We start from the raw sequence: 15,679 nt of genomic DNA on the forward strand, positions 1-15,679 counted from the left end.
TTATGCCTTATAAATATCTAAAAGAAAAATAAATGAACCTGCGCGATAACAGTATTGATCTCGTCTCTTTCAATAAACTATTTACGGAGTATCATGAACGCTTTGTCCGTTTCGCTTATACTTATGTGGATAACTATATGGAGGCTGAGGATATTGTGATGGAAGCCATGACTTATTACTGGGAAAACAGGACCCGTTTGTTTGGAGTGAATCCTCCTGCTTATATTTTTACTACAATTAAAAATAAGTGCCTGAATTATCTTCGCGACCGTCAGTATTATCAGGCTGTATCAGAGCAATTACAAGAGCATGCAGCATGGAAGCTTGCGATACAGATATCTACTCTGGAAGCATGCAACCCGGAGGAACTTTTTTCTAAAGAAATGAAGCAGTTGGTGGAGCATGCGTTAAGTAAATTGCCGGAAAAAACAAGAAGAGTCTTTATTATGCGGCGCTTTGAAGAAAAGAGTTATCGTGAGATTGCTTCAGAGATGAATATGTCCGTCAAGGGAGTTGAATACCATATGAATAAGGCGACAGAATCTTTAAAAAAAACATTGAAAGACTTCCTGCCTCTTTTGATTTATCTTATCTATCATTAATTTTTCACATCTATTAACTAGGGATTCTTTTTCGTTGTGTGCTTTACTATAAAAGGCAATGGTATAATGTGTCATTTTATATAAGTTGACGATGAATTTGGACAGAGAACTTTTATTTCGTTTTTTCAATAAAGAAACGACGCTTGAGGAAGAAAAGAAAATTCGTCTTTGGATAGATGAATGCGACGAACATCGTCGCGAGTTTTTCCGTGAACGTCAACTTTTTGATGCTATTTTGCTTCACGGGGATCCGTCTTACGAAAAGAGCCGCCCCCGATTCTATATTCCATGGCATAAAGTGGTGGCTACTCTTTCCGGTATTGCAGCGATTGTGATACTTACTATCATTACGACTACATATTTCTTGCAACAATCTTTTAGAGACGAAGTGATGAATACAGTTACTGTCCCCCAGGGACAGCGTGTTCACTTGACATTGTCTGATGGAACAAAGGTTTGGTTGAATGCTAAAACCAAAATGGAGTATCCGCAAAGCTTTAAAGTGTCCGATCAAAGAATAGTAAAAGTGGACGGCGAAGCCTATTTTGAAGTGAGTAAGAATAAAGAGAAACCATTTATTGTTAAAACGACTAAGGGTGATGTAGAAGTATTAGGAACTAAGTTTTACATAAGCGCTTATGCGACAACAGATGTTTTTGAAACTTCTTTGATAGAAGGTAAAGTGAAGGTGCATACTGCTTATGAAGATATGACACTCTATCCCAAAGATAAGGCTGTATTGGAAAACGGTCTTCTCACTCGTAAGCAGATTGATGATATGGATACTTACCGTTGGCGTGACGGGCTTTATTGTTTTAAGAACCTATCTTTTGATGATGTTCTGAAACAATTTGAGATCTATTATGATATCCGTTTTGTGAAAGAGAATCCACAAATTGCAAACCCAAAACTGAATGGAAAGTTCAGGCTGATTGACGGAGTAGATTACGCATTACGGGTACTTCAAAGAGAGGTCGGTTTCTCATTCCGGAGGGATGATGAAGCTAATGTGATTTATCTGAAATAATTTGTCCAACTATAAAATGAATGCCTATGTAAATAAATAGAAGAAGTCTGAAAACGAAATCGGCAAGTACTACCAATACCTGCCGATCGTGAGATAAATTTTCTCACCCGAGAGTGAAAAAACTTTTAATAAAATCTAATCGTAAAAATATGAAAAATAAATCAATCGGGGACGATTATAAGCTAAAAAATCCCCATGTTAACCTATTTTATAGAGCTATGCGAATAACTACATTCTTATTGTTCTTCTGTTCGTTCTGTGCTTTAGCCGATAATGTAAATTCTCAGACGGCGAAAGTTACTATTAAAAGAAGTAATGTGACACTTCTGGATGTGCTGAATGAAATAGAAAATCAAACTAATTATCTGTTTATTTATTCCAACGACATTAATGTGAAACGTCCGGTTTCGATTAATGTGAATGCAAAGGCGGTTAATAGCGTTTTAGCTAAGTTGTTTGCTGGAAAGGACGTTGCCTATCAAATGGAGGGAACTCATATTGTTTTGACAAAAACGGAAAAATCCTTAAACGAGGTAAGTGTACAGCAACAAAGTAAAAGAATGGAAAACATTACCGGTGTGGTGCTTGACGAAGCGGGAGAACCGATAATCGGTGCTTCTGTAAAAGTACAGAATACAACTATTGGTACCATTACTGATCTGGAAGGAAAGTTTAAATTGGAGCTTCCGGCAAAATCTGTCATTGAAATATCGTTTATCGGATATCGGACGAAAACGGTTGTTGTCGGTAAGGAGAAACATATTAGTATCTATATGGAAGAAGATACTAAGGCGTTGGACGAAGTGATTGTTGTGGGGTATGGCACGACTTCCAAGCGCAAGACTACTGCCGCTATTGCTAGTGTGAATGCTGAAGATATAGCTAAAGTACCTACGGCTAATATAACACAGAGCCTTGCCGGCCGTGCTCCGGGATTGATCGTGAATACATCCGGAGGTGGTATTAATAACTATTCTTCTATATCCATTCGTGGTGGTGCTACTCCATTGTTTGTTATCGATGATGTTATCTGTGAAGAACGTGATTTCCGGAATTTAAATCCTGAAGATGTGGAACAGATGTCTGTGCTGAAAGATGCGGCTTCTACTGCCGTATATGGTGCACGTGCTGCAAATGGCATTATCATGGTGGTAACTAAGCAGGGTAAAGCTGGTAAAATGAGTATCAATTATAGTTTCAACTACAATTTGAGTCAACCTACAATTATGCCTGATAAATTGAATTCGTATGATGCCGCTTATTATCTGAACCAGGGGTTGGCAAATGACGGTATGAAAGAACGTTTTAATGCGGAAGAAATGGAACTTTTTGCGAACGGTTCTGATCCTCATCATTACCCTAACGTGGACTGGCAGAAGTTGGCTATGAATACATTTGCTCCTGAACAACGTCATACACTGACTGTGACCGGTGGTAGTGAAAAAGTAAAAGCATATACATCATTCTCATATTATGACCAGCAGTCTATCTATAAGAATAATACCAATAATCTCCAACGCTATAATTACCGTACCAACCTGATTGCAGATTTTAAGGAAGTAGGCGTTAAAGTAACTTCAGGAATTGAAGGATATCTGACAAAAAGCCGGGAGCCGTTGAGTACTACGGGAGGTGATTATGGTAGTGTCTGGAGTCATATCCAGAATAAATTGCCTTGGGAAAATGCGTATAACCAATATGGGCAATTGAATAATATCCCGGATAACCCGTTGGCGGAGATTTCTCCGGAAGCGGGATATAGCAAGGGAGAGATTGCTACGGTTAAGGCCAATATGGGATTGGAATGGACGGTACCTTGGGTAGCAGGACTAAGATTGAAAGCGTTAGGAAATTATCGTCTGACAGCCGACCGTCAGAAGGATTGGAAGAAATCTCCGGTTATGTATGATTGGGACGGAAATCCGAATACTCCAAGCAAGCCGTCTTTAGAAAAGAATTATTGGAATATGTCAGAGTACACCGTACAAGCTTTTGCAAATTACGACCGTACTTTTAATGTTGTGCATACTGTTAGTGCTACGGCCGGTATTGAGGCAAATAAATATATGTATGATAATGCAACTCTGGGACGCAAAGAATACTTGTTGGATGTAGATCAGATCAATCCGGGGCCTGTTGCTACGGCTACAAACTCCTCTGCTGAGGGGACACGTGCACGTGCCGGTCTAGTGGCTCATTTAAAGTATGATTATGCAAGTAAATATGTGGTAGAAGGTAGTATGCGTTATGACGGCAGTGACAATTTCCCGAAAGGAAAACGTTGGGGAGTCTTTTATGCAGGTTCGGCGGCATGGGTAATCTCTGAGGAATCGTTCTGGAAAAATTTGAAAGATCGCCATATTCTTGATCTGTTTAAGATTAGGGCTTCTTATGGAGAGATTGGTCTGGATGATATTTCTGCTTATTCATACTTACAGTCTTATAATTTGGATGAACGCGGATATTTGTTAGGAGGTAAATTTTATCCGGGTTTTTCTGAAGGTAACTTGGTTAGCAAAGATATTTCTTGGTATACAACTCGCAGTACAAATGTCGGATTAGACTTTGCTTCTTTAGATAATCGCTTGTCCGGTTCTGTCGAATATTTCCGTATGTCTACAAAAGGATATCTGACTTCTCCTTCTAATGTGGCATATACTGATCCGTTAGGAACCTCATTGCCACAAGTAAAGTCTGACGGTGAAAGTATTCGTCAAGGAGGTGAATTCATTGTACAGTGGAAAGAAAAGAGAGGTGATTTTGAATATGCGATAGGTGCTAATTTTACCTATTTTGATTCATTCTGGATGAATAATCCGTACGAAGCAGAAACAGACTTGAAGAATCCTTATAAACGTACTACTCATGCCAAAGGATATTGGGGAATCGGATATGAATCTTTGGGATATTATCAAAGTCAGGAAGATGTGATGAACTCGCCCAAACGGCAAAACTCGGTAAACTTGGGTGCTGGTGATATTAAATATTATGATTTCAATGGAGATGGTATAATTGACGGAAATGACCAACATCGTATCGGTAAAAATTCTTCTCCTCGCGGACAGTATGGTATAAGTATAGATCTTAATTATAAGGGCTGGTTCATGAATATGTTGTGGCAAGGAGCTACGTCCAAAGATTTCTATTTTGGAGACAAGCTGCAAGGTCAAGGTTCCGATTATGGCTATTTGTCAGTGATTTATGATTTCCAGAGAGACGTTTGGACACCGGATAATCGGAATGCCAAGTTCCCTCGTCTACGGAGTACTTCTAAATATAATGGAAGCAACAATTATGGTTCATCTGATTTCTGGTTGGTTAATACTGGCTATATCCGTCTGAAGAGTTTGAATATCGGTTATGATCTGAAACATAAAGTATTGAAGAGAGTTCCATGGATCACGAAATGTGATGTCTCTCTGAGTGGATATAACTTGTTGACTTTCAGCGAATCGAATAAATACGATATTGATCCGGAGATTGGAAATACTAATTTATATACTTATCCTGTCAGCAGGGTATATTCGATTAGTTTTAACATTGGATTCTAATAACTTTAAAAACACAGAATATGAAAATAATGAAATATATAGTTCCTGCACTTTTAGGAGGGATGTTAACACTGCAAAGTTGTGAACATTTTTTAGATACGAAACCTACGGAAACTTATTCGGAAGAATTGGTTTGGGGGAGTCGGTCTACTGCCGATGCATTCGTACTACGCACATATCCTGATATTTTGGGATTATACCACGATTTTTGGGGAGACGATCAGATAACACTAAATACAATTCTACGCCAAAGTTGTCCGGGAGAGGCACGTGACCTGATAAATCGGGAACATGATTTCGGTTTTAATAAATTTAGTATTATCCGTCGGTGTAACTTGATTATTGAACAGGCTTCCGCCTCTACTGCTTTATCCGATTTGGATAAAAAAGAACTGGTTGCCGAGGGAAAAATGCTTCGGGCTATGATCTACTATTATCAGGCGAAACATTGTGGACGTGTGATTTGGGTAGACAGGGTATTGCAAGTAGACGATGAATTTAATTTGCCCCTCACTGAATCTATTGACCGGACGTATGATTTGATATTGAGTGATTTGGATGATGCCATAGCAGGACTTCCGGAGGAATATCCTGCCGGGCGTGCCAATGCTAATGCGGCCCGGGCTTTGAAGTCGGAAGTCTGTCTGACGGCTGCTGCTTACACTACGGATGCTACACGAAAGAAGACATTATGGGAACAAGCGGTAGTAGCGGTAGATGCTATCCAAGGTTATTCTTTGGACGCCAATTATGGTGGCATGTTCAATCAGGAGAACTCTTATTCTTCAACGGAGATTATTTTAGCCAGATATTTCAGTAAAGAAAATACAAATGGCGGTGATACTTATATGCAGACTGTCATTCCTAATCAGGGAAATGATAATCTAAAAAAGTTGGGACGTGGTCCTTTGTTTAAAAAAGACTGGGTCTTTGAGTGCTGGCTGGAACATTCGCCTTCCCAGAATTTGGTAGATGATTATCTGGTTATTGACCAACTGACAAATGAAGCTAAAAAGTGGAATACGACTTCCCAGTTTGTGAATAATACCAATGTCATTTCTAATGATGCTGTAAGAGATCTGGCTGTGAATGCTGATGAATTGGATGAACACTCTCTGGCTTATGAAACGAAAGATAAAGGGCGTGATACCCGTATTAATGATTTTATGTATACGCATCGCGACAAACGTTTTTATGCGACAATCGTACAGGACTCCTGTGAATATTATGGGGAATTAGTCACAATGCATAAGACCGGTAACTTGCAACGTTGTAGTTTGGGTGAGGCTCCGGGAACCGCTGAAATGGGGTCTACCAATTACTTGTGGCGCAAAGGTGTCTACATTAATGACTGGCGTATATTTGTTGATGTGCCTACGGATTATCATTATGTAATTTTCCGGTACGGACGTGCGCTGTTGAATAAGGCTGAAGCCCTTCTTTGTCTGGCAAAGAGTGACCCTTCAAAACTGTCAGAAGCAGTAGCTACTTTCAATCAGACTCGCACTGTACATGGTGGTTTGCCGGAATCCGAAGCATCCACGTTGGTTGAGGCATGGAAAGATTATAAGATTGAGCGTCATGTAGAATTGCCAATGGAAGGCGACTATTATTGGTCTTTGTTGCGTTGGGGCAAATATGGTGAAGAAGCAAACGACGGACAACCCTCCGGAAGTGAAGTCATCAAAGAATTGCGTACTCCGGCTACATTTATTGAAATTAGCAGTGACCGTCATCGTATGTTTATCGGTACACAAGGATATGGAAATGCCGACCGTACTTTTTCTAAGAAACGCTATTTGTATCCTATTCCGCAAAGTTTGATTAATGCAAACTCTGCTATAACAGAGAAGGACCAAAATCCTCTGTGGTAAAATGATAACCAATATTCGAATTATTAATCAATGAAACAAGAACAATGAATAGAATTAAATTATCAGACATAAAATGGTTGCTTGTAATGTTGTGCCTGCCATTTGTTTCCTCATGTAAAGATGATCTTGAGGCTTATGAAGAAGCGGAAATTACCTCAGTCGGTGCATATCACCGCTACTATACAACAGAGAAGGATGCTTTGACAGGTGAGTTTAAGGTGGCGGAGAAGGAATTGGAGAAGTCCAATAGTATCAACGAAGACGAAGCGGTTGTTACTGCGACTTTCACGGTTCCTGCTGCCAGTGGCAGTTTTACTGATGCTGAACGTGCAAAAGTGTCGTTGAATAAGTTGGTTGTATACTTCAATGTGTCTACTGCTGCACGCGTGACACCACTGGATGGCTCCCCGAAGTTAGGGGCTCCGGGCGATTGGACCTCAGAACGTAGATATAGTGTCATGGCTGCAAATGGAACAAAGAAAACATGGACTGTCAAAGTTGTGTTGAATAAATAGGTATTATTTTCTTATATTTGTAGCAAATAAACTGAAATCAAACAATTGAGGTCTTGGGAGTCGTTGAGGTGGTGATTAAGCACGTTATGTCAACGACTCCTTTTTAATTTGAAAATTATAATGTTTATGAATACACCTTTGTCTCCCGTCTCCGGGCGTTTGGCTTCACTCGATATCCTACGGGGTTTCGACCTCTTTCTTTTAGTTTTCTTTCAACCGGTATTTGTGGCTTTGGGGCAACGTTTGAATTTTCCGTGGCTTAATGACATTTTATATCAGTTCGATCATGAGTCTTGGATTGGTTTCCGGTTCTGGGACCTTGTGATGCCACTTTTCCTGTTTATGACAGGAGCCTCCATGCCTTTTTCCTTTTCCAAGTTTAAAAATGCCCCTAATAAATGGCCTGTTTATCGTAAAATAATAAAGCGCTTTGTATTGCTTTTTATTTTCGGCATGATTGTGCAGGGAAACCTTTTGGGATTGAATCCTGATTCTCTTTATTTATATTCGAATACGTTGCAGGCGATAGCAACAGGCTATCTTATTGCAGCAATAATTTTGTTACACTGTTCTTTCCGTTATCAGGTGCTCATTACATTATTATTGTTACTGCTCTACTGGATACCGATGACTTTCTTCGGCGATTTTACTCCCGGAGGGAATTTTGCAGAAAAGGTAGACCGACTAGTGCTAGGCCAGTTTCGGGATGGTGTGTATTGGGGAGAAGATGGAAACTGGCATTTTTCTCCTTATTATACTTATACTTGGATATGGAGTAGCTTAACTTTTGGAGTAACAGTTATGCTAGGTACTTTTGCCGGAAAGATAATGAAAGAAGGAAAAGAAAATAGAAAGGGAGTGGTGAGGCTTTTATTATTGTTAGGCATAGTATTAATAGGGGTATCTTTGCTATGGAGTTTGCAAATGCCTATTATTAAGCGGCTATGGACTTGTAGTATGACTTTGTTTTCCGGAGGACTCTGCTTTCTGCTTATGGGATTATTTTATTATTGGATAGACTATAAAGGGCATACCTATGGGTTGGATTGGTTGAAAATTTATGGGATGAACTCTATCACTGCCTATATTTTAGGTGAGGTCGTTAATTTCCGTTGTATAGCAGCTTCTATCAGCTATGGCTTAGAGCAGTTTCTTGGTAACTATTATTCTGTATGGTTAAGTTTTGCTAATTATCTCATTGTCTTTTTTATACTTCAAATGATGTATAAACATCGTATCTTTTTGAAAATTTAAAAATACTACAATGAATAAGAAAAGTCTGTATTGGTATAATAAATGATTCCTGTCGTTATAGGCGTTTCTTTTTCACTGTTTACTTATCAGGATATATTTTATTGGTTTTTTATTTCGCGTAACTATAGTCTTCTTTTCGTATAACTATGGTTATGCGAAGTAATAGTAGGCAATGAAATAATCTATTTAGAATATGAATGAAGTCTCAAATGTAGCTTCCCGATGATAGTCTATATGTTCCTTAAAAACTATTCAAAGATATATAATTATAAAATTTAATAGATTTTTTTACTGAAAGAAAATATGCAATTAGAAGATAATTCAGAATTTGTTTGAAATAACTTTTACCAAGTTCTACTGGAACTTCGTGATTCGTTTTGTAAAGTGAACTAATGTGTTAGTTTGTATGCAATAATAATTGTAATACGTTGCAAATATATAGATAATTTTTGTAATTGCAATAGATTTGAGTAATGTTTTTATTATCTGGTCAGATAAATATAAAAAAAGAACTTATCTGTTTTAATATTTTTACTCAATGAAATAAATTGTCAATAGTTTTATTTGCAAATAAGCGTTTATATCGTGATTTTTGTATCTATATATTATGCGCTTTTTGTAATTAACTTTGGTAGAGTCCTTATTTTCTTCATTTCATACCCCTCTGATATATATTCTTTTTTTATCACGAAGTTCCAGTAGAACTTAGTGTAGCGATAAATAAAAAAAGACCTTATATCCTATGAACAGTACAGCTCAGCACAGTTTATCTCCTCTGGTACAGTATAACCAGGTTATATCATCTTGTTTTTTATATTCAATTTATGGAAAAAAGAGTGCTTTTGTCCGGGGATTGAATAAGTCTTGTATAATGTATTATTTGAAACTTAACATACCCCCAAGTTCCCACAACCGATGCAACAGAATGTAGTATCGGGTAGTGGGATTTTTTGAAAAAACGGATGTGATTCATAAGATAGAAAATGCCGTCTATTTGAGAATTTCCGGTGTAACACCTTTAACAAGATTATAAACTAATAACGAATGCTGGCAAAGAAAAAATGAACGTTTTTGTGAAGATAGCAATTTAATAGATGAAAGTGCTATCCTTTATTTATTGAAAACCTTTAATTAACCCAGATTCATGCTTATCGAAAAGCATAAGAATGAATTGTTAACACTTTTAATTTCTATGATGAATGAAAAACAAAATTGTGGAAGAATACTGCGATTATTGATCCTATTTTGTTTGTATGGTATTTGTTTACCTCCCCTTCACGCCAAACAGGATATTGCATCACCACAACAGACAGGCAAGACCTATACAATTAAAGGAGTTGTATTGGATTTTAACAATGAACCGATTATTGGTGCCAGTGTTTTTATTCCGGGAACCAGTATCGGAGTAGCTACAGACTTGGACGGAAATTATGTACTGAAAGTACCGGCAAACACGAAAAATATAGAATTCTCTTACATTGGATATGAGAAGAAAGTTGTTCCGTTCAACCCTAAAGATCTAAATGTCTTTCGTGTTGTGACGATGAAAGAAGATAGCGGTATTGCACTTGAAGATGTCACGATTGTAGCTTTTGCCAAACAAAAGAAAGAGTCCGTATTAGGCTCCGTTTCTACTATCAAACCGGCGGAGTTAAAAACTACCAGTAGTAATCTTACTACCGGATTTGCAGGGAAGTTGGCGGGAGTAGTTGCTTATCAAAGAAGTGGAGAACCGGGTGAAGATAATGCCGAATTCTTTATTCGTGGTGTGACGACATTTGGAACAGGGAAAGCCGATCCGTTGATTTTGATTGATAACATTGAATTGACTTCATCAGATTTGGCAAGATTGAATACCGATGATATCGCCAGTTTCTCCATTCTGAAAGACGCTACTGCTACTGCGCTTTATGGTGCGCGTGGTGCTAATGGTGTTATTCTTGTAACGACAAAAGAAGGTACGGAAGGTAAAATGAAATTATCTTTCAGGGTAGAAAGTTCGTTCTCCGCTCCTTCCAAAGAGGTTGAAATTGCTGATCCGCTGACGTTTATGAAACTTCATAATGAGGCGGTGAGAACTCGAAATCCGGATGGTGCATTACCTTATCTGGAAAGCGCGATTGCTGCTCGCGAAAAAGGGTTGAATCCGATGGCTTATCCGATGGTAGACTGGAAGGATATGCTATTCAAAGATTTCACAACTAACTATCGCGGAAACATGAGCCTTAGCGGTGGTGGCCGTGTAGCCCGTTACTATGTAGCATTGTCTTATTCGCGGGATAATGGTATCTTGAAACAGGTTCCCAGTAACCTTTTTGATAATAATATTAAGTTGGATAAATATACGGTACGTTCGAATGTTAATATTAATCTGACCAAAACAACCGAGTTGGGAGTGCGCGTGAGCGGCACGTTTGATAGTTATCAAGGTCCGATACAGGGCGGTTCGCAGGTTTACAGTCAGGCTATTAAAGCAAGTCCGGTTCTTTTTCCTGCTATGTATGCTCCGGATGCAGCTAACCAATATACCAATCATCCTATGTTCGGTAATTATGGAACTAGTGCAAATTACTTGAATCCGTATGCTGAAATGGCACGCGGTTATAAAGAATATGAAAACACTGTTATACTTGCCCAGTTGGAGTTGAAGCAAGATTTCAGTTTTATAACCGAAGGCTTGAAAGGGCGTTTGTTGGGAAATGTCACGCGAACTTCATATTATGACCTTCAACGTTCTTATACTCCGTTCTATTATGCCTTGGATAGTTATGATAAGACAAAAGATGAATACACTCTCTCTGCTCTAAATCCGGATTTGGGTACAGATTATCTAGGATACTCTCCGGGAAGTAAAAAAGTAGGTAGTTCCCTGTATTTGGAAGCGTCGTTGTCATACGATCGGACGTTTGTTGAAAAACACAATGTCAGTGGTATGTTGGTTTATACAGTGCGTGAAGGGAAAAGTGGCAATGAAAACACCTTGCAGAAATCACTCCCTACCCGTAATTTGGGATTAGCAGGACGTTTTACTTACGGATTCTCCGACCGTTATTTTGCGGAGTTTAATTTCGGTTACAACGGTTCCGAACGTTTTGACAAGAGTCATCGTTGGGGATTCTTCCCGTCGGGAGGTTTGGGCTGGGTTGTGTCCAATGAAAAATTCTGGGCGGACAAACCGATTTCCAAAGTTATCAATATGCTTAAGTTGAAAGGTTCATACGGATTGGTCGGTAATGATAATATTTCTAATAATGACAACCGGTTCTTCTATTTGTCTGAAGTAAATATGAATAATTCCGGTAGGGGAATGAGTTTCGGAACAAACTTTGATGAAGGTTATAACGGTATTTCTATCAGCCGCTATGCTAATCCGAAGATTGGTTGGGAAATTTCTCATAAAATGAATGTGGGATTTGAACTGAAATTATTCAATGATCTGGAGATTCAGGCGGAGTATTTTAAAGAAAGAAGAACGAATATTCTGCAAGAACGTGCCGATATTCCTAGTTTGATGGGATTCCAGGCACCTATCCGGGCAAATATCGGTGAGGCTAAAGGACATGGGGTCGATATTTCTCTGGATTATTCGCATATCTTCAATAAAAATTGGTGGACTACTGTCAGAGGTAACTTCACATACGCCAGCAGTGAATTTTCTGAATACGAAGAACCGGACTACTCGGCTACTCCATGGAGAAGTAAAATTGGTTCTAAACTAAGCCAGACTTATGGTTACATAGCCGAACGTTTGTTTGTTGATGATGAAGATGTGGCAAACTCTCCGAAACAACAATTTGGTGAATATACGGCCGGAGATATCAAATATAAAGATATCAATCGTGACGGAATCATCGACGAGCAGGATATTGTACCTATCGGTTATCCGACTACGCCGGAAATTATTTATGGTTTCGGTTTTTCTGTCGGATATAAAGCGTTTGATTTTAACTGCTTCTTCCAGGGATCGGCACGGTCCTCCTTCTTTATTGACCCTTTGCGTATCACTCCGTTTGCCCAGCCTTATGACCCGGACAACGAATTGGGAGGAAAACAGGCTAACAATGCTTTACTTCAGGTTATTGCAGATAATCATTGGAGCGAGTCCAACCAGAATATGTATGCTTTTTGGCCACGGTTATCGGATACGGCTATCAGTAATAATAACCAGTCGAGTACATGGTGGTTACGTGACGGTACTTTCTTGCGTATGAAATCGGCAGAAATAGGCTATACGCTTCCAAAGCGGTTGACCGGTAAAGCTAAATTGGAAAACTTGCGTATTTACGTAAGCGGGACGAATTTGTTCAATATTTCCAAATTCAAGATTTGGGATACGGAAATGGGGAACAACGGTTTGGGATATCCTGTTCAACGAGTATTTAATGTAGGTATTCAACTTTCACTCTAAAACATGTTATATGAAAAAAATAATCATATCCATATCACTCGTGATTGCTACCATGCTGTGTAGCACTTCTTGTAGTGATTACCTAGATATAGTGCCCGAAGGTACTCCAAGCATGGATAATGCCTTCAGCAACCGCATTAATTCATTTAAGTTTCTACATACTTGTTATAGTTACCTGCCTTCATGGGATCAGGGTGGCTCCATTGGCTTTTTGGCAGGTGACGAACATTGGTTAATGCCTAAAGGAACCGGTTTTATAGATCAGCGTATCTCTCTCAACGCATGGGAGATAGGCCGCGGTGAACAAAATAATAATGACCCCTACCAAAATTTTTGGGATGGAGGAAATGGGGGAACCAATCTTTGGGTAGCTATCCGCGATTGTAATATTTTCTTGGAAAATATCAACAAACCTCTCGATTTGCAGAATTATGAACGCACCCGTTGGATTGCGGAAGTAAAATTCCTCAAAGCATATTATCATTATTATCTGTTTATGCTTTACGGCCCTATTCCTATCATGGATACTAATATTGCGGTAGATGCTTCACAGAATGAAGTAAGGCGTTATCGCGAGCCGGTGGATGATGTAGTGGCTTATATCTCTAACCTGCTGGATGAAGCATATAAAGATCTGCCTTCAAAGATCACAGATCCGGGACAGGAGATGGGGCGCATCACCCAGCCAATTGCAAAAGCAGTAAAAGCACAATTGTTATTATTGGCTGCCAGCCCTTTGTTTAATGGAAATTCGGATTATATTAATGTGAAAGATAATCAGGGCAGGCATTTGTTTCCGACACAAGTTGATAACAGTAAATGGAAATTGGCAGCAGACGCAGCGCTTGAAGCGATAAATTGTGCAAAAGAAAATGGTCACGAGAAACTTTATACTTTCTCTTTGCCGATCAATAGTATTTCTGCGGCAACACGCAAACTGCTGGATATCGGTGAGGCTGTCACAGAAAAATGGAATGAAGAAATTATTTGGGGAAGTACTCGGAACGTTAACGGATTGCAGACGGCTGCAATGGCTAAACATACGAAGGGGAACAACTACAACGCACGTTCTGTCTTAGGTCCAACTTTATCAGTAGCTGAAGCATTCTACTCTTCGAATGGTGTGCCTATTTCCGAAGATAACAGTGATTTCTGGACGGCTAATTATCCTAACCGCTATGAGATTACCACTATCCCGGATGAGGGAAATAATAAATATTATCTTCAGATAGGAGAACAAACAGCTTATCTTCACTTAAACCGTGAACCACGTTTCTATGCTTCATTGTCATTCGACCGTGGGACATGGTATGGAGATGGTTATAGGAATGATGAGCAGGCAAACCTTGCTTTCTATCATTTTCGGGCGAAGGAGGTATCAGGGCGCCAGACTTCGGAAGACCATTCATATACGGGATATTTGAATAAAAAGGTATGTAGCTATAAGACTGGTTTGACAAAAGACGGTTTCTCTCCCTACCGTTATTCGTTTCCGATCATACGTCTTGCTGATTTGTATCTGATGTATGCGGAAGCTTTGAATGAATCGCAGGAATCACCCACACAGGATGTATATGATTACGTGGACTTGGTTCGCGAACGTGCAGGGTTGAAGGGAGTAAAGGAGTCGTGGAGTAAATATTCCAAGTCCCCGGATAAGCCTAATACGAAAAACGGTATGCGTGAAATCATTCGCATGGAACGTTTGAATGAACTGGCCTGTGAAGGAAAACGTTTCTGGGACTTGCGTCGTTGGAAAAAAGAACTTCCTCGCGAAGTGAAAGGGTGGCATATTCAGGGAGAGACTGCCCAGGAGTTTTATAGGGTAACCACTATCTACTTACGTTCAAAGTATAGTTATAAGGACTATTTGTGGCCGTTGAAACTGGAAACAATATTGAAAGATCCGAACCTGGTACAAAACCCAGGGTGGTAACTATGATATTCATAATTTAAAATGACTGGAAATATGAGAAATATGAATAATATATCAGAGCTTGTGAAATATGCGTTCGTCACATTGCTCGGTACACTCTGCCTGGCAGGATGTGGGCAGGACGAAAAGATTGGTCTCAATGCTACCGACAGTGTAGCACCGGGATTGCCTACTAATATAGAGGTGGAGAACATTAATGGAGGAGCTATCATTCGTTATACTCCTCCGAAAGATGATGATCTCTTGTGTGTTGTGGCGTCTTATATGATTAATGGGGTGGAAAGAACCACAAAAGCTTCTCCTTATGTAGATAGCTTGATCGTAGAAGGATTCGGAAAGGTGGGTGACTATAATATCTTTTTGAAGAGTGTAGACAAAAGCCAGAACGAGTCTGAACCGAAAACCGTTTCTATCAGTCCGTTAACTCCTCCTGTAGAATATATTTATGAGTCACTCAAGATTACTGATAGTTTTGGCGGAGTGAGTCTGACGTGGAAAAATCCGACTCGACA

Annotated in this window: 9 protein-coding genes; all 9 read left to right on the forward strand. The window is 39.3% G+C overall.

The features are described from left to right. The first annotated feature begins 32 nt into the window (after positions 1 to 32). Positions 33 to 602 (forward strand): RNA polymerase sigma-70 factor, encoded by a 570-nt coding sequence (locus BHV72_RS02675; RefSeq protein ID WP_005675311.1) that lies wholly within the window; start codon positions 33 to 35, stop codon positions 600 to 602. Between the two features lie 91 nt (positions 603 to 693). Further along, on the forward strand, positions 694 to 1,629 hold the full coding sequence (locus BHV72_RS02680) for a FecR family protein (RefSeq protein ID WP_005675312.1): 936 nt from the start codon (positions 694 to 696) through the stop codon (positions 1,627 to 1,629). A gap of 149 nt (positions 1,630 to 1,778) precedes the next feature. Beyond that, the gene (locus BHV72_RS02685) at positions 1,779 to 5,180 is read left to right on the forward strand and encodes a TonB-dependent receptor (protein WP_005675313.1); all 3,402 of its coding nucleotides are present in this window, start codon (positions 1,779 to 1,781) and stop codon (positions 5,178 to 5,180) included. A 20-nt stretch (positions 5,181 to 5,200) separates the two neighbouring features. Next, complete coding sequence (locus BHV72_RS02690; RefSeq protein ID WP_005681768.1) at positions 5,201 to 7,054, forward strand: RagB/SusD family nutrient uptake outer membrane protein; 1,854 nt, start codon at positions 5,201 to 5,203, stop codon at positions 7,052 to 7,054. Between the two features lie 44 nt (positions 7,055 to 7,098). Then, complete coding sequence (locus tag BHV72_RS02695) at positions 7,099 to 7,569, forward strand: DUF5018-related domain-containing protein (RefSeq protein ID WP_286854353.1); 471 nt, start codon at positions 7,099 to 7,101, stop codon at positions 7,567 to 7,569. 126 nt (positions 7,570 to 7,695) lie between these two features. Then, positions 7,696 to 8,823, forward strand: coding sequence for an acyltransferase family protein (locus BHV72_RS02700; RefSeq protein WP_022041949.1), 1,128 nt, complete (start codon positions 7,696 to 7,698; stop codon positions 8,821 to 8,823). A gap of 1,192 nt (positions 8,824 to 10,015) precedes the next feature. Continuing rightward, positions 10,016 to 13,231 (forward strand): SusC/RagA family TonB-linked outer membrane protein, encoded by a 3,216-nt coding sequence (locus BHV72_RS02705; protein WP_286854356.1) that lies wholly within the window; start codon positions 10,016 to 10,018, stop codon positions 13,229 to 13,231. Between the two features lie 10 nt (positions 13,232 to 13,241). Beyond that, positions 13,242 to 15,167 carry a RagB/SusD family nutrient uptake outer membrane protein gene (locus BHV72_RS02710; RefSeq protein WP_286854358.1) on the forward strand — a complete coding sequence of 642 codons (1,926 nt, stop codon included), beginning with the start codon at positions 13,242 to 13,244 and terminating at the stop codon, positions 15,165 to 15,167. 33 nt (positions 15,168 to 15,200) lie between these two features. After that, positions 15,201 to 15,679 (forward strand): DUF4959 domain-containing protein (locus tag BHV72_RS02715; protein WP_286854360.1); only part of this gene is annotated, 479 nt, incomplete at its 3' end.

This window comes from Bacteroides sp. 43_46 (assembly GCF_001915455.1).
GTDB classification, from domain to species: domain Bacteria; phylum Bacteroidota; class Bacteroidia; order Bacteroidales; family Bacteroidaceae; genus Bacteroides; species Bacteroides caccae.